Origin of the sequence: Staphylococcus sp. FSL W8-0271 (genome assembly GCF_038006605.1) — a bacterium.
GTDB classification, from domain to species: domain Bacteria; phylum Bacillota; class Bacilli; order Staphylococcales; family Staphylococcaceae; genus Staphylococcus; species Staphylococcus cohnii.
Window position 1 is genome coordinate 888783 of sequence record NZ_JBBOVM010000001.1, and the last position, 22404, is coordinate 911186.

Below are 22404 nucleotides of genomic sequence, written 5' to 3' on the forward strand. Positions count from 1 at the left end.
TGTTAAAGAAATTTTAAAAACTTATTGACAAAACATTTCAAACATATTACAATGAAATACGTTAACTTGATAAACGAAAGTTTTTAGCGTCAACCGAGCGGCCGTGGCGGAATGGCAGACGCGCTAGGTTGAGGGCCTAGTGGGATTTATCCCGTGGAGGTTCAAGTCCTCTCGGCCGCATTAAAATACTTTACATATCATTTATAAAAAATATGCGGGTGTAGTTTAATGGCAAAACCTCAGCCTTCCAAGCTGATGTTGTGGGTTCGATTCCCATCACCCGCTCCATTGAGAAATTTTAAAATGAACATTGAAAACTGAATTGCAATATGTCAACGTTAATTCCGATTTCAACATTAAATGTTGAATCAAAACAACGTGTTATTAATAACACAAATTAGTATTTTATGAGCTAATCAAACATCATATTTTTATGGAGAGTTTGATCCTGGCTCAGGATGAACGCTGGCGGCGTGCCTAATACATGCAAGTCGAGCGAACAGATAAGGAGCTTGCTCCTTTGACGTTAGCGGCGGACGGGTGAGTAACACGTGGGTAACCTACCTATAAGACTGGAATAACTCCGGGAAACCGGGGCTAATGCCGGATAACATTTAGAACCGCATGGTTCTAAAGTGAAAGATGGTTTTGCTATCACTTATAGATGGACCCGCGCCGTATTAGCTAGTTGGTAAGGTAACGGCTTACCAAGGCAACGATACGTAGCCGACCTGAGAGGGTGATCGGCCACACTGGAACTGAGACACGGTCCAGACTCCTACGGGAGGCAGCAGTAGGGAATCTTCCGCAATGGGCGAAAGCCTGACGGAGCAACGCCGCGTGAGTGATGAAGGTCTTCGGATCGTAAAACTCTGTTATTAGGGAAGAACAAATGTGTAAGTAACTATGCACGTCTTGACGGTACCTAATCAGAAAGCCACGGCTAACTACGTGCCAGCAGCCGCGGTAATACGTAGGTGGCAAGCGTTATCCGGAATTATTGGGCGTAAAGCGCGCGTAGGCGGTTTCTTAAGTCTGATGTGAAAGCCCACGGCTCAACCGTGGAGGGTCATTGGAAACTGGGAAACTTGAGTGCAGAAGAGGAAAGTGGAATTCCATGTGTAGCGGTGAAATGCGCAGAGATATGGAGGAACACCAGTGGCGAAGGCGACTTTCTGGTCTGTAACTGACGCTGATGTGCGAAAGCGTGGGGATCAAACAGGATTAGATACCCTGGTAGTCCACGCCGTAAACGATGAGTGCTAAGTGTTAGGGGGTTTCCGCCCCTTAGTGCTGCAGCTAACGCATTAAGCACTCCGCCTGGGGAGTACGACCGCAAGGTTGAAACTCAAAGGAATTGACGGGGACCCGCACAAGCGGTGGAGCATGTGGTTTAATTCGAAGCAACGCGAAGAACCTTACCAAATCTTGACATCCTTTGACAACTCTAGAGATAGAGCCTTCCCCTTCGGGGGACAAAGTGACAGGTGGTGCATGGTTGTCGTCAGCTCGTGTCGTGAGATGTTGGGTTAAGTCCCGCAACGAGCGCAACCCTTAAACTTAGTTGCCAGCATTTAGTTGGGCACTCTAAGTTGACTGCCGGTGACAAACCGGAGGAAGGTGGGGATGACGTCAAATCATCATGCCCCTTATGATTTGGGCTACACACGTGCTACAATGGACAATACAAAGGGCAGCTAAACCGCGAGGTCATGCAAATCCCATAAAGTTGTTCTCAGTTCGGATTGTAGTCTGCAACTCGACTACATGAAGCTGGAATCGCTAGTAATCGTAGATCAGCATGCTACGGTGAATACGTTCCCGGGTCTTGTACACACCGCCCGTCACACCACGAGAGTTTGTAACACCCGAAGCCGGTGGAGTAACCATTTATGGAGCTAGCCGTCGAAGGTGGGACAAATGATTGGGGTGAAGTCGTAACAAGGTAGCCGTATCGGAAGGTGCGGCTGGATCACCTCCTTTCTAAGGATATATTCGGAACATCTTCTTTAGAAGATGAAAAGGAATAACATTGACATATTGTATTCAGTTTTGAATGCTCATTCGAGTATTCTTTAATGATTTGTACATTGAAAACTAGATAAGTAAGTAAAATTTATGATTTTACCAAGCAAAACCGAGTGAATAAGAGTTTTAAATAAGCTTGAATTCAAAAAGAAATAATCGCTAGTGTTCGAAAGAACACTCACAGATTAATAACATTTTGGGTTTTCAACCGACGGTTGTCGAGTTGAAAGCAAATAGATTAAGTTATTAAGGGCGCACGGTGGATGCCTTGGCACTAGAAGCCGATGAAGGACGTTACTAACGACGATATGCTTTGGGGAGCTGTAAGTAAGCTGTGATCCAAAGATTTCCGAATGGGGAAACCCAATACGAGTTATGTCGTATTATCGATACGTAAATACATAGCGTATCGAAGGTAGACGCGGAGAACTGAAACATCTTAGTACCCGCAGGAAGAGAAAGAAAAATCGATTCCCTGAGTAGCGGCGAGCGAAACGGGAATAGCCCAAACCAACGAGCTTGCTTGTTGGGGTTGTAGGACACTCTATACGGAGTTACAAAGGAATAGATTAGACGAAGCATCTGGAAAGATGCATCAAAGAAGGTAATAATCCTGTAGTCGAAAATCTGTTCTCTCTTGAGTGGATCCTGAGTACGACGGAACACGAGAAATTCCGTCGGAATCCGGGAGGACCATCTCCCAAGGCTAAATACTCTCTAGTGACCGATAGTGAACCAGTACCGTGAGGGAAAGGTGAAAAGTACCCCGGAAGGGGAGTGAAAGAGAACTTGAAACCGTGTGCTTACAAGTAGTCAGAGCCCGTTAATGGGTGATGGCGTGCCTTTTGTAGAATGAACCGGCGAGTTACGATTTGATGCAAGGTTAAGCAGTGAATGTGGAGCCGTAGCGAAAGCGAGTCTGAATAGGGCGTTGAGTATTTGGTCGTAGACCCGAAACCAGGTGATCTACCCTTGACCAGGTTGAAGTTCAGGTAACACTGAATGGAGGACCGAACCGACTTACGTTGAAAAGTGAGCGGATGAGTTGAGGGTAGCGGAGAAATTCCAATCGAACCTGGAGATAGCTGGTTCTCTCCGAAATAGCTTTAGGGCTAGCCTCAAGTGATGATTATTGGAGGTAGAGCACTGTTTGGACGAGGGGCCCTTCTCGGGTTACCGAATTCAGACAAACTCCGAATGCCAATCAATTTAACTTGGGAGTCAGAACGCGGGTGATAAGGTCCGTGTTCGAAAGGGAAACAGCCCAGACCACCAGCTAAGGTCCCAAAATATATGTTAAGTGGAAAAGGATGTGGCGTTGCCCAGACAACTAGTATGTTGGCTTAGAAGCAGCCATCATTTAAAGAGTGCGTAATAGCTCACTAGTCGAGTGACACTGCGCCGAAAATGTACCGGGGCTAAACATATTACCGAAGCTGTGGATTGTCCGTAGGACAATGGTAGGAGAGCGTTCTAAGGGCGTTGAAGCATGATCGTAAGGACATGTGGAGCGCTTAGAAGTGAGAATGCCGGTGTGAGTAGCGAAAGACGGGTGAGAATCCCGTCCACCGATTGACTAAGGTTTCCAGAGGAAGGCTCGTCCGCTCTGGGTTAGTCGGGTCCTAAGCTGAGGCCGATAGGCGTAGGCGATGGATAACAGGTTGATATTCCTGTACCACCATGTATCGTTTTAAGCGATGGGGGGACGCAGTAGGATAGGCGAAGCGTACGATTGGATTGTACGTCCAAGCAGTAAGACTGAGTGTTAGGCAAATCCGGCACTCTTAAGGTCAAGCTGTGATGGGGAGAGGAAATTGTTTCCTCGAGTCGTTGATTTCACACTGCCGAGAAAAGCCTCTAGCTAGATTTATGGTGCCCGTACCGCAAACCGACACAGGTAGTCAAGATGAGAATTCTAAGGTGAGCGAGCGAACTCTCGTTAAGGAACTCGGCAAAATGACCCCGTAACTTCGGGAGAAGGGGTGCTCTTTAGGGTTCACGCCCAGGAGAGCCGCAGTGAATAGGCCCAAGCGACTGTTTATCAAAAACACAGGTCTCTGCTAAACCGTAAGGTGATGTATAGGGGCTGACGCCTGCCCGGTGCTGGAAGGTTAAGAGGAGTGGTTAGCTTCTGCGAAGCTACGAATCGAAGCCCCAGTAAACGGCGGCCGTAACTATAACGGTCCTAAGGTAGCGAAATTCCTTGTCGGGTAAGTTCCGACCCGCACGAAAGGCGTAACGATTTGGGCACTGTCTCAACGAGAGACTCGGTGAAATCATAGTACCTGTGAAGATGCAGGTTACCCGCGACAGGACGGAAAGACCCCGTGGAGCTTTACTGTAGTCTGATATTGAAATTCGGTACAGCTTGTACAGGATAGGTAGGAGCCTTAGATACGTGAGCGCTAGCTTACGTGGAGGCGTTGGTGGGATACTACCCTCGCTGTATTGGATTTCTAACCCGCACCATTAATCATGGTGGGAGACAGTGTCAGATGGACAGTTTGACTGGGGCGGTCGCCTCCTAAAGAGTAACGGAGGCGCTCAAAGGTTTCCTCAGAATGGTTGGAAATCATTCATAGAGTGTAAAGGCACAAGGAAGCTTGACTGCGAGACTTACAAGTCGAGCAGGGTCGAAAGACGGACTTAGTGATCCGGTGGTTCCGCATGGAAGGGCCATCGCTCAACGGATAAAAGCTACCCCGGGGATAACAGGCTTATCTCCCCCAAGAGTTCACATCGACGGGGAGGTTTGGCACCTCGATGTCGGCTCATCGCATCCTGGGGCTGTAGTCGGTCCCAAGGGTTGGGCTGTTCGCCCATTAAAGCGGTACGCGAGCTGGGTTCAGAACGTCGTGAGACAGTTCGGTCCCTATCCGTCGTGGGCGTAGGAAATTTGAGAGGAGCTGTCCTTAGTACGAGAGGACCGGGATGGACATACCTCTGGTGTACCAGTTGTCGTGCCAACGGCATCGCTGGGTAGCTATGTATGGACGGGATAAGTGCTGAAAGCATCTAAGCATGAAGCCCCCCTCAAGATGAGATTTCCCAACTTCGGTTATAAGATCCCTCAAAGATGATGAGGTTAATAGGTTCGAGGTGGAAGCATAGCGATATGTGGAGCTGACGAATACTAATCGATCGAAGACTTAATCAAATTTAAAAGTTTTGTTGGTTGAACTAAATTTTACTTACTATCTAGTTTTGAATGTATAATAGTTATACATGATATTGTCTGGTGACTATAGCAAGGAGGTCACACCTGTTCCCATGCCGAACACAGAAGTTAAGCTCCTTAGCGCCGATGGTAGTCGGACTTACGTTCCGCAAGAGTAGGACGTTGCCAGGCAATTAAATAGGATGCGATGAGCCGAGACCGAAAGGTCTCTTTTTTTTACCAAAAAAGGAGCTTAACTTCCAGTTCGAAGAACTGCAAGCTGACAAAAGAAAGCGCTTGAAGCTGACGAAGTGAACGAAAAACGAAACGAGCTTACAAGTGGTAAGTGAGTGAGGAAAGCGTGAAATAGTAAAAGGAATGCATGAGCTAAAACTCATGCATAAGTACCATTAGAACAATAAATTGAAAATGTTAAATTCGTATTGAACATAAATTAAAAAGTCTAGCTTACGCTAGACTTTTTAAATTAATAGTGAATAAAGCATTTTATTCTCATTAATGTAGATATTTGAAGGATCAAATTCATCTACATTTGACTTTAAGTTATCTAAATCTTGATGATTATTTAATTGTATACCGATGATAACAGTCCCTGTATTTTGAGAACTTTTTTTAAGATACTCAAATTTAGTAATATCATCTTTTGGTCCAAGCACATCATTTACAAATTCTCTTAATGCACCAGGTCTTTGTGGGAAGTTGAGAATGAAATAATGTTTCATTTCTTCAAATAATAAAGAACGTTCTTCGATTTCTTTCATGCGGTTAATATCATTGTTACCACCACTTACGACACAAACAACTGTTTTACCTTTAATTTCTGAACGATATTGTTCTAATGCTGAAACACTCAGAGCACCAGCAGGTTCAGCAATAATTGCTTGTTTAGAATACATGTCCAATATTGTTGAACATACAGCACCTTCATGTACTTGTACGTAGTCATCAACTACATTTTTAGCGATATCATATGTGATTTCACCGACTTTTGCTACAGATGCACCATCCACAAATTTATCAATTTCAGGTAAAGTTACAATTTGATTTTCTAGCACAACCGAAGCATACATGCTACTAGCGCCAGCAGGTTCTACGCCAATGATAGAAGTTTGTGGTGAATGTTCTTTAAAGTAAGTACCTACCCCTGAAATTAATCCACCACCGCCTATAGCTGCAAATAAATAATCAAATTGTACGTTGTCCTCTTTAGATTGTTCTAAAATTTCTTTAGCTAGTGTACCTTGGCCAGCGATTGTATAAATATTATTAAATGGATCGATGAAATTCATTTTATGATCTTGTGTATACGTGAGCGCCTCTTTTAGACAATCATCAAATGTATCACCGATGAGTACGACTTCAGCGTTACTTCCACCAAAAAATTTCACTTGATTTATCTTTTGAAGAGGCGTAGTCACAGGCATAAATATAACAGCATTTAAATTAAGTTTGTTAGCCGTGTATGCAACACCTTGTGCATGATTACCTGCGCTTGCACATGTAATACCGTTTTGTCTATCACTTTCATTTAACGCTATAATTGCGTTATAAGCACCTCTCAATTTAAATGATCTAACCCATTGTAAGTCCTCTCTTTTTAAATAGACATCACAGTCATATTTATGAGATAAGTAATGATCCTTTTGCAAAGGAGTTTCTTTAACAACATCTTTCAATTGTAAGAAAGCTTCATCTATATCTTTTGAAGAAACAGTTGTTTTAACAGCCATAAATTTCACACCTTTATTTAAGTTTCGTTAAAAAGTTTTTGATGTTTCATAAGCTTGAATTTCATCTTCGTATTGTAGTGTTACCGCAACATCATCAAGTCCATTAACAAGTTTATTTTTCCATGTTCCGTCAATGTCAAAGTGAAATGATTTATTATTTGCAGTTACTGTTTGATTAGGTAAGTCAACAGTGACTTTGCCTGCATTGGCAATATATTGACGCTCATCTGCATTTAATACGATAGGTAACATCGCATTTTTAGTACAATTCATATAAAATATATCGCTATAACTACCAGCAATTATAATATCAAATCCATAATCTTTAATTGCCCAAGCTGCATGTTCACGGCTCGAGCCACAACCAAAATTATCACCCGTTACTAAAATAGTGGCATCTTGGTATTCTGGTTTATTTGGATTGAAATCTGGATTGTCGGATCCATCCTCTAAGTAGCGCCATTCATCAAAGGCAAAAGGTCCAAATCCAGATTTAGAAATTCGTTTTAGGTGCACTTTTGGAATGATTTGGTCAGTATCTATATTATCATGGAACAGTGGCACAACTTTACCAGTATAGGTTGTGATTGGTTGAATTTCCATATTATACAACCACCTTTCTTACGTCTACAAACTTGCCATTAATAGCGGCAGCAGCTGCCATAGCAGGGGAGACTAGATGTGTTCGTGCGCCTTTGCCTTGACGTCCTTCAAAATTACGATTACTTGTTGATGCACAATGCACACCAGCAGGTACTTGATCTGGGTTCATACCAAGACACATTGAACAACCAGGTTCTCTCCATTCAAATCCAGCATTTTTAAATACTTTATCAAGACCTAGCTTTTCTGCTTCTATCTTTACAGTTCTAGACCCAGGCACAACGATTGCTGTAATATTAGGATGCACTTGATTTCCTTTTACAATATGGCTCGCTTCTATTAGATCAGATAGTCGGGCGTTCGTACAGGAACCTAAAAATACATAACCTAAATCAATGTCTTCTGCTTTTTGGCCTGGTTTTAACCCCATATAGTTGTAGGCACGTTCATCATTAACATCATTGATTTCGGGAAATGGTGTATTAAAGCTAACACCCATTTCAGGGCTAGTACCCCAAGTAACTTGTGGTTCTAAATCAGATACATCTAGTTGTATGATTTTATCAAAATTTGCATCTTCGTCTGTGTATAATTCACGCCACTCGTCTACAGAGTATGCATAATTTGTTGCATACGGTCTTCCTTTAACATATTCAAATGTAGTTTCATCCGGAGCCATCATGCCATATTTTGCACCTGCTTCGATTGCCATATTACAAATAGTCATTCTAGCTTCCATTGATAGACTACTTATGGTTTCACCTGAAAACTCAAGCGCATATCCAGTACCAAAGTCAACACCATGTTGGTTAATAAGATGTAAGATAATATCTTTTGCATATACACCTGTAGGTAATTCACCAGTTACATCAATTTTTAAATTTTTAGGCTTTGTTTGCCATAATGTTTGTGTTGCAAAAACATGTTCTACTTCACTCGTTCCAATACCAAATGCAATTGCCCCAAAAGCACCGTGTGTGGCAGTATGTGAGTCTCCACATACGATTGTTTTTCCAGGTTGTGTAAGTCCGGTTTCAGGACCTACCATATGCACGATACCTTGTTCATCAGACCCCATATCAAAAATATGCACATCAAATTCTTTTGCATTTTTTTGAAGTGTTGTTATTTGCTTATTAGCAATTTCATCTTTGATATTAAAAATATCAACTGTAGGGACGTTATGGTCTAGTGTTGCATATGTTAGATCTGGTCTACGCAACTTTCTATTTTGTAGTCTGAGTCCTTCAAAAGCTTGAGGAGATGTGACTTCATGTATTAGATGTAGGTCTATATATAATAATTGTGGGTCACCTTCTTTACCAGTTAAGACATGCTTATTCCAAACTTTGTCAAATAATGTTTTACCCATATGACATCTCCTCCTTTTTAAAGATTTTGTTTAATGAATTTAAAAATATCTGTTGTTTTATAATTACCATTGAGATCTTTAGTCGTTTTTTCATTTTCGATAAGTTGATATATGACTGATTCTAACTTTTGAGCTGCTTCAGGAGCATCAAGACTTTCTCTTAAACACATAACCACTGATAAAAGCATGCCGAATGGATTTGCAATATCTTTATTTGCAATATCCGGTGCAGAACCATGAATTGGTTCGTAGAGTCTTGGTCCTTTTTCACTAAAACTCGCTGATGGCGAAAGACCGAGTGAACCCGGAATTACAGATGCCTCATCACTTAAAATATCTCCAAATAAATTTTCAGTTACAATGACGTCAAATTGCGAAGGATTTGTAATGATGTGCATTGCGCAAGCATCTACAAGTAAATGATTAACCTCAACCTCTGGATATTCTTTAGATACATCATTTATAACTTTTCTCCATAATTTACTGGAAGCTAGTACGTTTTCCTTATCTACTGAAGTTAATTTTTTGCGACGATTTTGAGCTAAATCAAAAGCAACCCTTGCAATTCGTTCTATTTCTGTGCGTGTATAAGTTAAGGAATCTAAAGCTTGATCTTCATTCCAATGTTTTGGTTCGCCAAAGTAAATACCACCTGTTAACTCTCTCACTAAAATAAAATCTGTACCAGCTACACGTTCTTTTTTAATAGGTGATAAATGACTGGTACCATTTGTTACAATAGTGGGGCGAATATTAGCAAATAGACCTAATGCTTTTCGAATACCTAATAGACCTTGTTCAGGTCTATTATTGGGGTCTGTCCATTTTGGGCCACCAACAGCACCCAATAGAATTGCATCAGCTTGTTTACAAGCGTTTAGCGTCGTATCTGGTAGTGGTGTACCATGATTATCAATAGCGATACCGCCAAAATCATGTGTTTCTATTTCATAGTTAAAATTATAGATATCACTTAGTTGTGAAAGAATTTCTAGTGAACCATTTAAAATTTCTGGTCCAATCCCATCCCCGGGAAGTGCTACAATCTTATAACTCATGAGTGAATACCTTCTTTCACTTCTGAATTAGAAACGTATTTAGCATGTGCTTCAACATAAGATTTACATGATGCTAATAAGATGTCATGGTCAATACCTACACCAGTAACAATTTGATCTCCTATTTTAATTTGCACGTGAACTTCTGCTTGTGCATCAGTACCTTCAGTTACAGATTCAATGCGATAATCTATAAGTTCAGTTTTGCGATCGAAAATTCGATCTATTGCATTGTATACAGAAACAATTGAACCAGTTCCAATACTTGAGTCTTGATACGTATTTCCGTCTTTATCTTGAATTACTACGACAGCACTTTGCAGTCCATTTGAGACAAATTGTAGTTGTAATGCCTCTACTTTATAGATGGCATTTTGTTCGTGTTTAGTACCTTGAATGAGCGCATGTATATCTCTGTCAGTAACTGCTTTTTTCTTATCAGCGATTGCTTTAAATTGTTTAAATAGTTCTTTTTGTTCTTCAGAATCTACATCATATCCCAACGCGACTAACTTTTCTGAAAAGGCATGCTTACCTGATAATTTACCAAGTGGTAGTTCAGTAGTTTTGACGCCTACTAATTGTGGTGTCATAATCTCATAAGTTTCGGGGTTTTTAAGAACACCGTCTTGATGAATACCTGATTCGTGACTAAAAGCATTTTGTCCGACAATAGCTTTGTTTCTTGGGACTCGAATACCTGCATATCGTGCTATTAAATCAGATGTATTTTTAGTTTCTTCAAGATTTATTTGTGATTGATTACCATAATGATCTTGTCGAACGTATAGGCCAAGTGCAACTTCCTCAAGGGCTGTGTTACCTGCACGTTCGCCAATACCATTTAAAGTGCCTTCAATGCGTTTTGCGCCATTTTCAATTGCGGCCATACTATTTGCAACTGCCAAGCCTAAGTCATCGTGACAGTGTGCACTATAAATAACTTCGTGATTTGTTTTAACGTTTTCTTGGAGAGTTTTAAAAATTTTGCCATATTCTGTAGGATAGCTAAATCCAACAGTATCAGGTATATTGATTACACTTGCTCCCGCATCAACTGCAGTTTGCACACATTCGATTAAGAAGGGCAGTTCTGTTCTTGTAGCATCTTCTGGTGAAAATTGAACTACGTCAAAATACTCTGTAGCATAAGCAACATGCTCTTTGATTGATGTTAACACTTCTTCTTTAGACATCATGAGTTTTGAGTCACGATGTATAGGGCTAGTTGCTAAAAATACATGTATTCTAGGTTTTACAGCCTCTTTAGTCGATTGGTACACTGCGTCAATGTCTTTTTTTACACAACGTGCTAAGCCACAAACAGCAGTGGTTGTTAATGCTTTAGAAATAGCTTCCACAGATTTAAAGCTACCTGAACTTGAAGCAGGAAAACCAGCTTCGATGATATCAACGCCCCATTTTTCAAGTTGCTTCGCAATTTTCAAGCGTTCATCGAATGAAAAGTTTACGCTTGGCGTTTGTTCTCCGTCTCTTAGTGTTGTATCAAAAATTTGAATATGGCTAGTCATTTTAAACATCTCCTAATAAATAGATTTTAGTTGAATATGATGTGTCGGCTGAAGAATCTTAACTTGTCTTTAAAAGAAAAGAGGATTTCGCTTGATTCTTCAACCATCATCATATAACTAGTTATTTTTCAATACTCTTGGATTTAATGAACGGCATCATTTCGCGTAAGTCTCTACCTACCGCTTCAATTTGATGTCCATGTTGTTCTTCACGTAGTTTATGGAATTCTTCAAAATTATTTTCATTATCTTTAATGAAACGATCACTGAAGTTTCCTTGTTGGATATCATTAAGTACTGCTTTCATATTATCTTTAACATCTGGAGTGATTACGCGTGGTCCTGATACATAGTCACCAAATTCAGCTGTATTTGAGATAGAATAACGCATGTTTTCCATGCCACCTTCATACATTAAATCAACAATTAATTTCATTTCATGTAATACTTCGAAGTAAGCAATTTCTGGTTGATAACCAGCTTCAACTAAAGTTTCAAAACCAGTTTGAATTAGTTTTGTTGTACCACCACAAAGTACAGCTTGTTCACCGAATAAGTCAGTTTCAGTTTCTTCTTTAAATGATGTTTCTAAAACGCCAGCACGTGTTGCGCCAATGCCTTTTGCATAACTTAACGCTAAATCAGTAGCTTCCCCACTAGCATCTTGTTCAACTGCAAATAGGGCAGGTACAGCACTTCCTTCAGTAAAGGTACGTCTAACTAAATGTCCAGGTCCTTTTGGTGCTACTAAGAATACATCTACCGTTTCAGGTGGTTGAATAACATTAAAGTGAATATTAAATCCATGTGCGAACACAAGTGCATTATTTGGCTCTAAATTAGGTTCAATTTCTTCTTTATATACTTGTCCTTGAATTTCATCTGGTAATAATACCATGATGACATCAGCTTGTTTTGCTGCTTCATTTACAGGATATACTTCGAAACCATCATCTTTTGCTTTATCAAATGAACGCCCTGGTCTGATGCCAATAATCACGTCATAGCCGTTATCTTTTAAGTTTTGAGCATGGGCATGTCCTTGTGAACCATAGCCAATGATAGCTACTTTTTTACCTTGTAATGCATCTTTCGTTACTGATTGGTCATAATAAACTGTTGTCATAATAAAATCCTCCATGTTTTTAAATTATAGTTTGGTGACTTGTGTTTTAAACTAAACCGGCTGAACCAGTTCTTGAAACTTGTTCAATGTTATATGATGATAGATCGTCTAATAAATTATCCATTGTATATTGTGGACCTGATGCTTGAAGATAGGTATAAGGATCTTCATTTTTTAAAATAGAGACTAGCGCATCATAAGGTTTAATTACTTTTTGCAAGTCTTGATGATTGCTTGGTGTTTCTAATTTCACAAGCACCAATTCTCTGTTGTAAGTGTTAGTATCAGTGATATCTTCTACATCAATGATATTTATTTGTTTTTCCAATTGACTAATTAGATTTCTTAGAACATCTGAATCTGGAATTTCTGCTACGAATGTGATGTTAGAAACGCCATCTTCTCTTGTAGGTGTAACTGATAACGTGACAATGTTAAATTGTCTGCGAACAAAGATGCTCGTTAATCTATTTAAAGTACCAGCTTTATCTAAAACTTTTGTTCTAAATGTGCGTCTCATAATAATCCCTCCATTTCATAATTCACTTTACCACTAGGAACCATTGGGTTAACTGGTTCGATAGGTGAGATACGAACATCAATTAATGCAGGACCATCATGTTTGAAAGCAGCATCTAATTGTTCTTCTAAATGTGTTGGATTATCGATAAGGAAACCTTTAACATTGTATGCTTCACCCAATTTTAAGAAATCGGGTTGTCCATTAAATACAGAATGAGAGAAACGTTTGTTAAAGAATTTATCTTGCCATTGCTTAACCATACCTAACGTACCATTATTGATAATTACAACTTTTATATCTAAACCGTACTCTTCTAGTATTGCTAGTTCTTGATTGGTCATTTGGAAACCGCCATCGCCGACAAAAGCGACAACTGTTTTATCAGGTTGGGCCAGCTTTGCACCGATTGCTGCAGGTATACCAAATCCCATTGTTCCTAAACCGCCACTCGTAACTAATTGGCCATGATTTTTAAATGGATAGTATTGGGCCACCCACATTTGATGTTGGCCGACATCAGTGGTAACTATTGCATCACCTTGTGTAATTTCTCCTATATACTCAATTGTGCGTTGTGGTTTTGAAAACGTATCATCAGGGTCTTCACTGTATGCAAAAGGTTGTTCTGCTTTATTGTTAAAGCAATTTTCTAACCAGTCATCATGGTTGATTGAATAGCTATCGAATTCAAGTAAAGCTTCTAATGTTGCTTTACAATCTGCAATGATGCCTAAATCAACCTTGATTATTTTATTAATTTCTGATGGATCAATGTCGATATGAACAATTTTTGCATTAGGTGCAAATTCATCTGGCTTACTAGCAAGTCTGTCATCAAAACGACTACCAAAGTTTATGAGTAAATCACACTCTGTTAATGCCATATTGCTTGCATATGATCCGTGCATACCTCCCATACCTAAAAATAGGGGGTTTTCATATGGTATGGCACCTAAACCTAATAAAGTGCTAACTACAGGCAATTGATGTCGTGTAACAAATTCAGTGAAAACTTCATTTGCTTTAGCGTGATTTATACCAGCTCCTGATAAAACGACAGGTTTTTTAGAAGTTTTTAAATAATCACGTAATTTTTGGATTTCTGTTTTGTCTGGTTGATTAGGCACTGAATAGCCAGGTAGATTCAATTCGTTTGAAATTTCTGCGTTAGTAGATAAGATTCCCATATCTTTTGGGAAATCAATAACTACTGGTCCTTTTCTTCCTGTGTTGGCCACGTGAAATGCCTCGTGGATTATTTTTGGAATTTCATTTACATTTTTAATCTGATAGTTATGTTTCGTTATCGGCGTGGTCATTGAAAGCAAGTCTGCTTCTTGGAAAGCATCTTTACCTATACCAGCTGTTGCAACTTGACCTGTGATAACGACAAGCGGCAATGAATCACTATAGGCATCTGCAATACCAGTGATTGCATTAGTTGCTCCTGGTCCACTTGTAACAACAACAACACCAGTTTTTCCAGAAACACGGGCATAACCTTCAGCAGCATGTGAAGCGCCTTGTTCATGTCTTGCTAGAATATGTTTTATTTTCCCGTCATAAAATGTGTCATATAGTGGAAGTACAGCACCACCCGGGTAACCAAATATAAAATCTACATCCTCATTTACAAGTGAATCTACTAATAATTCTGAACCAGATTTCATTTCATCAATTGTTTCTTTTTCTAATTCAACTTCGGGTTCAATTGCTTCTGCTGTTTCGAAATAATCTAAATTTTCTGATTTTTCATATTCAAGTATTTCAGTTTGTTTAGACATCATACTCACTCCTTAAATGAGATCTTCAGGTACCTGCATAATACCACCAGTGTTAGCACTCGTTACTAACGCTGTATAGCGTGCAAGATAACCTGTTTTCACTTTTGCTTTAAATGGTTTCAAGTTTTGCTTTCTAGATTCTAATACTTCTTCTGTAACTTCTACATTTAATGTTCTGTTTGTTAAATCAATTGTGATATCGTCGTTGTTTTCAATTAAAGCGATCGGGCCACCCGCTGCAGCTTCTGGTGAAATATGTCCAACCGCAATACCTCGTGTTGCCCCTGAAAATCTACCATCAGTGATTAATGCAACATCTTTACCTAATCCTCTTCCTACAATAGATGATGTAGGGGCCAACATTTCTGGCATTCCAGGGCCACCTTTAGGGCCTTCATACCTAATCACAACTACATGACCTTCACGTACGACGTGATTATCAATCGCTTCAACGGCTTCATCATGTGAGTCAAAACAAATTGCTTTTCCTTTAAAGACTTTAATTGAAGGATCTACACCACCTACTTTTATGACTGCACCTTTAGGAGCTAAGTTACCATATAGGATTGAAAGGCCACCTTGTTTATCGTAAGGATTATCAAGGTGTCTGATTACATCGCTATTTAATATCTCTTTTTGTTCGTTATTTTCACGAAGTGTTTTACCTGTAGCTGTGATTCTGTCTGGATGGAGTGTACCTTCTTTTTTAAATAATTCATTAATGATAGCTGGAACGCCACCAGCTTCATGCACATCATGCATAGAATAGGAAGAACTTGGTGCTATTTTTGACAAATAGGGCGTTTTCTTCGCAATTTCGTTAATTCTTGATAAATCATAATCAATACCTGCTTCATTTGCAATTGCTAATGTGTGTAATACTGTATTGGTAGAACCCCCCATAGCCATATCTAAAGCAAATGCGTCATCAATTGCTTCTTTAGTTACAATGTCTCTAGGTTTAATGTCATTTTTGATATTATCGACTAGTTTAAATGCTGCTTCTCTAATCATTTCTCTACGTTGTTCACTTACTGCAAGAGCTGTACCATTATATGGGAGCGCTAAGCCTAAAACCTCCATCAAACAATTCATTGAATTTGCTGTAAACATACCAGAACATGAGCCACAAGTAGGGCAAGCATTTTGTTCCATATCCAAAAATTCATCTTTTGAAATTGAACCATCTTTAAATGCTCCGACAGCTTCAAACATTGAAGAAAGTGTTAAAGCTTTGCCTTGTGATGATAAACCTGCTTTCATAGGGCCACCTGAACAGAAAAAAGCAGGAACATTGGTTCTTACAGCAGCTAATAACATGCCAGGTGTAATCTTGTCACAGTTTGGTATGTAAAACACGCCATCAAACCAGTGTGCATTGATAACTGTTTCTGCAGCATCAGCGATAACTTCTCTAGATGGCAGTGAATATCTCATTCCAATATGTCCCATTGCAATACCATCATCTACACCGATTGTGTCAAATTCAAAGGGGATGGCACCTGCTTCGCGAATTGCTTCTTTAGCAATATCAGCTAATTCTCTTAGGTGAACGTGCCCTGGAACAATGTCGATATATGAATTACATATAGCTACGAAAGGTTTGTTCATATCTGTTGGTTTTTCTAAAGCACCTGTTGCATGCAAAAGGCTTCTTGCTGGAGCTTGATGATCTCCTTTTTTGATCATATCGCTTCTCATATTAATTCCCCCATAAATTTGAAAATAAAAAAGCGTCCCAATAAATAATTGGGACGCTTTCAAGTCCCATTCAACTAGAAATAGGACTTAAACATTTAGTAGATTCTTTACTAAAGTTCCAGTCCTAATAGCATAATAAAATGACTAAAATATTTGAAGTTGTTGGTTGGTATTGCATTGTATATTTGGTCATCTCATTATGCTCCTTTCCATTAGAATGGTTTATCTTTTAATGTGTTTAATTGAATTGTCTAAAAATTCGATAAATTAAATTTACTATACTGAACTTCTACTGTCAATGATTTTTTTAAATTTTCTATCAATTCAAATAATTTCAAAATGTTGGAACTTGTTTTAGTTTGAAGTAAAATAAGAAAAAATTTGTTAAACTATAATAGTTAATTTAATGATAATAAAGTTTTTAATGAAGTAGATAATCATTAAGCGCTGATGTAATTACTAAATATATTAGTCATTTTTATCCATCAACAATATTTTGGAAGTAAATAGAAATACTTGAGCGAAGTTCAAGCATAAGCGACCCTAACTAAATTAATTTAGAGCTGTTGCTAAAAAAGGAGAGGCATATGATTAAAATAAATGATTTAGAAAGTTTGGCACATTTTGCAGAAGTGTTAGCGAAACATTTATCTGCAGGGGACATTATTTTATTAAATGGTGATTTAGGCGCTGGTAAAACTACATTAACACAATTTATTGGTAAAGCCATAGGTGTAAAACGAAATATAAATTCTCCGACGTTTAATATCATTAAATCTTATCAAGGTAGTGCATTTAAATTACATCATATGGATTGCTATAGATTAGAAGATAGTGAAGAAGATTTGGGATTTGATGAATATTTTGAAGATGAAGCTGTCACATTGATTGAGTGGAGTGTATTTATCGAATCATTTTTACCAGATGATCACCTAACTATAAATATTAAAACTATAAATGAGACGAAAAGACATTTAGAGATAAAAGCAGTCGGTGAACATTATCAAAAGTTAAAGGAGGTTGTTGAATATGATATATCTGTTGATTGATACATCGAATCAACCATTGTCTGTTGCAGTAATGCAAAATAATGTAGTATTAAGTGAAATCAATACTAACGTGAAGCAAAATCATTCTACTCAGTTAATGCCAGCCATTCAACAGTTGATAAATGAGAGTGAAATAGCAAAAGAAGAAATAAATGCAATTATTGTTGCACAAGGACCTGGTTCATATACTGGACTTAGAATTGGTGTAACCGTTGCTAAAACTTTAGCTTATGCATTGAATGCTGAACTATACGGTGTTTCTTCACTAAAAGCACTTGCTGCCACTGTTCAAGATGACGAACGCCTATTGGTTCCAATATTTGATGCACGTAGAGAAGCGGTTTACACTGGCATTTATCAGTTTAATGGAGATCAATTGGTCCAAATAGAAGCAGATCAATATTTACCAATACAAGAACTTCTCAACTTATTACATAGATTGGGGAAACCCTATGTATTTGTGGGCATAGATACTGAAAAAATAAAAGATTTATTAGATAGTGATTGCATACCCAACTTACCAAAAGCAAAGTATATGAAACATTTAATTGAAACTACTGAAGATATCCATCAATTTAAACCAAACTATATTAAATTATCAGAGGCTGAAAGAAATTGGTTAAACCAACAGAAAAAGAGTTAAATATACGTTTGATGACTTTGAGCGATGTGCCTCAAGTATTTGATATTGAAAGAAATAGTTTTAACGACAGTAGTTGGACAATTGATACTTTTTATCATGAAATAGAACAAAATGAGTTTGCACATTATTTTATTATTGAATATAATCATATGATTATTGGGTATATTGGTATTTGGATAGTGATAGATCAAGCTCAGGTTACAACAGTTGCCATAGATGAAACATATAGAGGTTATGGATTAGGACAATTATTATTAAAATATGCGATGAATTATGTACAAACCAAATGTGAAATAATGAGCTTAGAAGTTCGTGTAGACAATGAGGTTGCACAACATGTGTATACAAATTTAGGCTTTCAATTTGGTGGTAAACGCAAAAATTATTATGGTGAAGGTGAGGATGCGATAGTGATGTGGGTGAATTTAAATGAGTGATCAAACGTTGATTTTAGCAGTTGAATCAAGTTGTGATGAAACGAGTGTTAGTATTATTAAACAGGGCACAGAGGTTTTAAGTAATATTGTATTAAGTCAGATTGAAAGTCATAAACGCTTTGGTGGTGTGGTACCTGAGGTCGCTAGCAGGCACCACGTGGAAGGCATTACAACGACAATTGACCAGGCATTAAATGAAGCAAAAGTAACAATGGAAGATATAGATGCAGTTGCGGTAACACAGGGACCTGGGCTCATAGGTGCATTACTAGTAGGAATCAATGCAGCTAAAGCGTTAGCTTTTGCTTATGATAAACCACTGATACCTGTACACCATATTGCAGGGCATATTTATGCGAATCATTTAGAGCAACCATTACAATTTCCTTTAATAGCTTTAATCGTTTCAGGAGGGCATACAGAACTTGTATACATGAAAGATCATTTGAATTTTGAAGTTATAGGTGAAACAAGAGATGATGCTGTTGGTGAAGCTTATGATAAAGTCGCAAGAACGATTGGCTTAGGTTATCCAGGTGGGCCACAAGTTGATCAATTAGCAGCAAATGGTCAAGATTGTTATAACTTCCCAAGAGTTTGGTTAGAGGCAAATAGTTACGATTTTAGTTTTAGCGGGTTGAAAAGTGCAGTGATAAATAAATTGCATAATTTACGACAAAAAGGGTCTGAAATAAAGCCTGAAGATGTTGCAACGAGTTTTCAAAATAGTGTTGTAGAAGTATTAGTTGGAAAAGCAGTGTCAGCTTGTGAGGCTTATGATGTGAAACATTTAATTGTAGCTGGTGGTGTCGCAAGTAATAAAGGTTTAAGAGCAGCGCTTAATAATGCATGTAAGGATAATGATATCAATTTGCGTATACCAAGCCCAAACCTTTGTACAGATAATGCTGCAATGATTGGTGCTGCAGCACACTATTTATATCAAGCAGGGTTAGTTGGAGATATGTCATTAAATGGATTTAATGATATGGATATTGAACAATTTTCATTAAATACTTAAATGCGTAATAACATATCTTAGTGTAGTTTTAACTTAGTATCATAATGTACTTATTAAATGTGCACAAAGTATATTAATTATTAATACTGGAAATATTGGAGTAGGGATTTTAAATCAAGCAGTGATTTGATTTATGTTCCTACTTCTTTTTTTGAAATTTACTACTATGATTTTCAGAAAAATATAAAGGATTGATTTTATAAATTTAAGCAAGCTCAAATGTTTAAATATTAAAAATGGGGTATATATTTTAATATATAGTCATACTATATAGAATAATGTAAATAAGCATTACATTATTAGGAGGCGGCTTATAAATGAAATCAGTTCAGTATTTTAATTTTGAAAATAGTTTAGCAGCATTAGACTTTTATGAAAAAAATTTAGGTGCCACAGATATTCAACGTATTGGTGGTGACCATGAAATGTTTACAGATATGCCAGAAGAATTCCAAGTAGATAAAAACTTTACAATGAATGCTTCATTTAAAGTCTTAGGTGAAACATTTTATTGCAGTGACACATGGAAAAATAAAAAAATCGATAATAGTGGTGCGATTGTAACATTTACATTCGATCACAGTAATGAAGTAGATAAACAACAGGCTATTGATTTTTTTAATAATGCCATAGCAGCCGGATGTGAAGAGGCAATGCCGTTAGGTAAAACGGAGTGGTCAGAATTATATGGTATGTTTAATGATCCTTTTGGTGTTACTTGGATGATTAATGCTGAATAAAATATTTAAACCAAATAAAGGAACAATGAAGTAAATGCAAACTTCATTGTTCCTTTTTCGGCATTCATAAGAGCATTTATGATTATATTATTAGGTTTAAGATTTTAAAGACTTAAGTGGAAGATGATTTAGCTCGCGTATATACTTGATTAGGGAATTTTAAGATTCTTAATAATTCAATCGCATTTCTTGTATCTGCTTTTCCAGGTTTAATTTTATAATCAAAAGCAATTTCGTTTTCATAAATAATCTCATTAAAATGAAAGTTTTTGAAATTATCTTCTAATAACGTGGCTAATTCAATATCATGAGTCGCAGCTATGATTTCGTAATTTTGCCCATTGCCTAAATAATTTAACACGGATTCAGAAGCAGCGATACGTTCAGTTGTATTGGTTCCTTTAAATATTTCGTCTATAAAGCAATAAATTTTATCCTCTGTTTTTAAATCAAATAATCGCTTAATTGATTTGATTTCTGTCATAAAATAACTATCACCAGACAAGATATCATCTTGGTTCACCATAGAAGTGAAAATTAAACCAGGCTTATACTTGAAGTAATTTGCAGTAACTGTATTTATCGTTTGAGCTAATAAAAGATTTAAGGCGATTGCTTTCATAAAAGTTGATTTACCTGACGCGTTTGACCCAGTTAATAATATATGGCTATCGATTTCTAAATCATTAGAAATAGCATCGACAAGTAATGGGTGTGTAAGTGCTTCAAATTCTACTGAATCATCATTACTTGCTTGGGGCAATGCATATTGTGATAGCGTTTCTCTCCACAATGCTACTGCATAATGATTGTCTATGCTACCTATATATTCATAACAAGCCATAACTTCAGATTCATATTTTTTAAAGCTATGTTGTATTAAATGGAAGATATGATAGTCCAACATAAATATAGCTTTAAATAAAAATGCAAATATCATAGAATCTTCTGTTGTATTTACTCTTCCTAGAAGACCACTTAGTCTACGAGCAACTTTAAAATGATTAAAGTCAACATCTATGGAAGGCGCACCATCTATTTTATGAATTGCATAAGCTTTTTTAATAACATTTGACGTATAAAATAAAGAATTCAAATCTTGATCGAACGTTTTTCTAAGTATGCCACTCAAAATCATATTGAATATAGCAGCAAGTATAGTTAAAAGTATACCGATTTCAGGTTTTAAAAATGTAACAAGCAAAAATACTAACGGAAAATACGTAGTCAACATAAAAAAATAATTACGTTTCACTGTAGTCAATTGATCAGGGAACGTTGGATAAATCGCTTTACCTATTTTAGCAAGGTGGGTTGATATTTTAAGACGAAAAATTTCATCATTCTTAAATTTTTGAATTAAAGTTTGATTATGAATCGTAAACATTTTTCTTAAGGTTGCATACAAGCGCATTTCGCCAATTGCAGAAAAATTAAAGTTCATGTTGTCGAAAAGGGCATTTAAATTCAAATCAGCGTAAGTTTTATCATCTATAAGATTTGTTTCATCAAATTGGTGTTTATATGTATCGAATTGATAACTATACCTGTGATTAGGTCGAACAAAAGATTCTAAAGGTTTTCTTAGTGACCATAAAGGTTTGATATCATGTTTTAATTTTTTATTGGCAATGATTGTAGTGATAATAAATAACAGTGTTGTTCCGATAATTAATGCGATTAAGAACCAAAAAATAGGATACATAAGTTTCACCTCATACTAAATTAATATGTTTTATTATGTCATGAAATAAATCGATTCACAAATAGCTGGTTATGTTAAGTACTGATATATGTCAATAGAGAACGTGCGTACTTATCAACAATTAGTGTATAACTTGTTGATAAGTCGTGGGCAAATGTGTGGATATACATTGTT

15 protein-coding genes, 2 tRNA genes and 3 rRNA genes are annotated in these 22404 nt (G+C 37.5%); 10 read left to right on the plus strand and 10 right to left on the minus strand.

Annotation, left to right across the window (positions count from 1 at the left end; all coding sequences use genetic code 11):
• Nucleotides 1–97: 97 nt before the first annotated feature.
• From NST87_RS04330 to rrf, 5 genes are all read left to right on the plus strand, one after another.
• Nucleotides 98–180: transfer RNA gene (locus NST87_RS04330), tRNA-Leu, on the plus strand.
• 34 nt (nt 181–214) lie between these two features.
• A tRNA-Gly gene (locus NST87_RS04335) sits at nt 215–288 on the plus strand.
• 142 nt (nt 289–430) lie between these two features.
• Nucleotides 431–1983 (plus strand): 16S ribosomal RNA (locus tag NST87_RS04340).
• Nucleotides 1984–2264: 281 nt separating this feature from the next.
• Nucleotides 2265–5185: ribosomal RNA gene (locus NST87_RS04345) — 23S ribosomal RNA — on the plus strand.
• A gap of 77 nt (nt 5186–5262) precedes the next feature.
• Nucleotides 5263–5377, plus strand: a 5S ribosomal RNA gene (gene rrf / locus NST87_RS04350).
• Together the 16S, 23S and 5S rRNA genes with 2 tRNA genes alongside form the textbook arrangement of a ribosomal RNA operon.
• Nucleotides 5378–5667: 290 nt before the next feature.
• Here the strand turns inward: rrf and ilvA are convergent.
• The 9 genes from ilvA to ilvD all read right to left on the minus strand — a co-directional run bounded on the left by ilvA (nt 5668) and on the right by ilvD (nt 16635).
• On the minus strand, nt 5668–6936 hold the full coding sequence (gene ilvA, locus NST87_RS04355) for a threonine ammonia-lyase IlvA (protein WP_040030621.1): 1269 nt from the start codon (nt 6934–6936) through the stop codon (nt 5668–5670).
• Nucleotides 6937–6963: 27 nt separating this feature from the next.
• Nucleotides 6964–7539 (minus strand): 3-isopropylmalate dehydratase small subunit, encoded by a 576-nt coding sequence (gene leuD / locus NST87_RS04360; RefSeq protein WP_019469534.1) that lies wholly within the window; start codon nt 7537–7539, stop codon nt 6964–6966.
• 1 nt (nt 7540) lies between these two features.
• Entirely contained in the window at nt 7541–8911 is a 1371-nt protein-coding gene (gene leuC / locus NST87_RS04365) for a 3-isopropylmalate dehydratase large subunit (protein ID WP_071560494.1), read from the minus strand.
• A gap of 17 nt (nt 8912–8928) precedes the next feature.
• Nucleotides 8929–9969, minus strand: a complete 1041-nt coding sequence (gene leuB / locus NST87_RS04370) for a 3-isopropylmalate dehydrogenase (protein WP_040029790.1) — start codon at nt 9967–9969, stop codon at nt 8929–8931.
• Nucleotides 9966–11501 carry a 2-isopropylmalate synthase gene (locus tag NST87_RS04375; RefSeq protein ID WP_064264479.1) on the minus strand — a complete coding sequence of 512 codons (1536 nt, stop codon included), beginning with the start codon at nt 11499–11501 and terminating at the stop codon, nt 9966–9968. Before NST87_RS04375 ends, leuB begins: the two co-directional genes overlap by 4 nt.
• Nucleotides 11502–11622: 121 nt before the next feature.
• A complete protein-coding gene (gene ilvC / locus NST87_RS04380) occupies nt 11623–12627 on the minus strand; it encodes a ketol-acid reductoisomerase (protein ID WP_019469538.1) in 1005 nt (334 codons plus the stop codon).
• Between the two features lie 46 nt (nt 12628–12673).
• Nucleotides 12674–13147 (minus strand): acetolactate synthase small subunit, encoded by a 474-nt coding sequence (ilvN, locus tag NST87_RS04385; RefSeq protein ID WP_019469539.1) that lies wholly within the window; start codon nt 13145–13147, stop codon nt 12674–12676.
• A complete protein-coding gene (gene ilvB / locus NST87_RS04390) occupies nt 13144–14934 on the minus strand; it encodes a biosynthetic-type acetolactate synthase large subunit (RefSeq protein ID WP_019469540.1) in 1791 nt (596 codons plus the stop codon). Before ilvB ends, ilvN begins: the two co-directional genes overlap by 4 nt.
• 12 nt (nt 14935–14946) lie before the next feature.
• A complete protein-coding gene (gene ilvD, locus NST87_RS04395; RefSeq protein ID WP_040029793.1) occupies nt 14947–16635 on the minus strand; it encodes a dihydroxy-acid dehydratase in 1689 nt (562 codons plus the stop codon).
• Nucleotides 16636–17222: 587 nt separating this feature from the next.
• Between ilvD and tsaE the strand changes: the two genes are divergently transcribed.
• The 5 genes from tsaE (at nt 17223) to NST87_RS04420 (ending at nt 20525) form a co-directional block, all read left to right on the plus strand.
• Nucleotides 17223–17684: a tRNA (adenosine(37)-N6)-threonylcarbamoyltransferase complex ATPase subunit type 1 TsaE gene (tsaE, locus tag NST87_RS04400; protein ID WP_019469542.1), complete on the plus strand. Its 462-nt coding sequence runs from the start codon at nt 17223–17225 to the stop codon at nt 17682–17684.
• On the plus strand, nt 17665–18327 hold the full coding sequence (gene tsaB, locus NST87_RS04405; RefSeq protein WP_019469543.1) for a tRNA (adenosine(37)-N6)-threonylcarbamoyltransferase complex dimerization subunit type 1 TsaB: 663 nt from the start codon (nt 17665–17667) through the stop codon (nt 18325–18327). Before tsaE ends, tsaB begins: the two co-directional genes overlap by 20 nt.
• 11 nt (nt 18328–18338) lie before the next feature.
• Nucleotides 18339–18764 carry a ribosomal protein S18-alanine N-acetyltransferase gene (gene rimI, locus NST87_RS04410; RefSeq protein ID WP_390326899.1) on the plus strand — a complete coding sequence of 142 codons (426 nt, stop codon included), beginning with the start codon at nt 18339–18341 and terminating at the stop codon, nt 18762–18764.
• Entirely contained in the window at nt 18757–19785 is a 1029-nt protein-coding gene (gene tsaD / locus NST87_RS04415) for a tRNA (adenosine(37)-N6)-threonylcarbamoyltransferase complex transferase subunit TsaD (RefSeq protein WP_019469545.1), read from the plus strand. The genes rimI and tsaD overlap by 8 nt, the downstream gene beginning before the upstream one ends.
• Before the next feature lie 317 nt (nt 19786–20102).
• Nucleotides 20103–20525: a VOC family protein gene (locus NST87_RS04420; RefSeq protein ID WP_019469546.1), complete on the plus strand. Its 423-nt coding sequence runs from the start codon at nt 20103–20105 to the stop codon at nt 20523–20525.
• A gap of 112 nt (nt 20526–20637) precedes the next feature.
• Here NST87_RS04420 and NST87_RS04425 read toward each other — a convergent pair whose 3' ends face one another.
• Nucleotides 20638–22230 carry a MutS-related protein gene (locus tag NST87_RS04425; protein ID WP_019469547.1) on the minus strand — a complete coding sequence of 531 codons (1593 nt, stop codon included), beginning with the start codon at nt 22228–22230 and terminating at the stop codon, nt 20638–20640.
• Nucleotides 22231–22404 lie beyond the last annotated feature (174 nt).

What these genes read in the sequence shown, in the direction of transcription:
- ilvN (WP_019469539.1), bottom strand. Translation starts at nt 13,147, where the DNA reads ATGAGACGCACATTTAGAACAAAAGTTTTAGATAAAGCTGGTACTTTA.
- ilvA (WP_040030621.1), bottom strand. Translation starts at nt 6,936, where the DNA reads ATGGCTGTTAAAACAACTGTTTCTTCAAAAGATATAGATGAAGCTTTC.
- NST87_RS04420 (WP_019469546.1), top strand. Translation starts at nt 20,103, where the DNA reads ATGAAATCAGTTCAGTATTTTAATTTTGAAAATAGTTTAGCAGCATTA.
- tsaE (WP_019469542.1), top strand. Translation starts at nt 17,223, where the DNA reads ATGATTAAAATAAATGATTTAGAAAGTTTGGCACATTTTGCAGAAGTG.
- leuD (WP_019469534.1), bottom strand. Translation starts at nt 7,539, where the DNA reads ATGGAAATTCAACCAATCACAACCTATACTGGTAAAGTTGTGCCACTG.
- leuB (WP_040029790.1), bottom strand. Translation starts at nt 9,969, where the DNA reads ATGAGTTATAAGATTGTAGCACTTCCCGGGGATGGGATTGGACCAGAA.
- leuC (WP_071560494.1), bottom strand. Translation starts at nt 8,911, where the DNA reads ATGGGTAAAACATTATTTGACAAAGTTTGGAATAAGCATGTCTTAACT.
- tsaD (WP_019469545.1), top strand. Translation starts at nt 18,757, where the DNA reads ATGAGTGATCAAACGTTGATTTTAGCAGTTGAATCAAGTTGTGATGAA.
- tsaB (WP_019469543.1), top strand. Translation starts at nt 17,665, where the DNA reads ATGATATATCTGTTGATTGATACATCGAATCAACCATTGTCTGTTGCA.
- NST87_RS04375 (WP_064264479.1), bottom strand. Translation starts at nt 11,501, where the DNA reads ATGACTAGCCATATTCAAATTTTTGATACAACACTAAGAGACGGAGAA.
- NST87_RS04425 (WP_019469547.1), bottom strand. Translation starts at nt 22,230, where the DNA reads ATGTATCCTATTTTTTGGTTCTTAATCGCATTAATTATCGGAACAACA.
- rimI (WP_390326899.1), top strand. Translation starts at nt 18,339, where the DNA reads ATGACTTTGAGCGATGTGCCTCAAGTATTTGATATTGAAAGAAATAGT.
- ilvD (WP_040029793.1), bottom strand. Translation starts at nt 16,635, where the DNA reads ATGAGAAGCGATATGATCAAAAAAGGAGATCATCAAGCTCCAGCAAGA.
- ilvC (WP_019469538.1), bottom strand. Translation starts at nt 12,627, where the DNA reads ATGACAACAGTTTATTATGACCAATCAGTAACGAAAGATGCATTACAA.
- ilvB (WP_019469540.1), bottom strand. Translation starts at nt 14,934, where the DNA reads ATGTCTAAACAAACTGAAATACTTGAATATGAAAAATCAGAAAATTTA.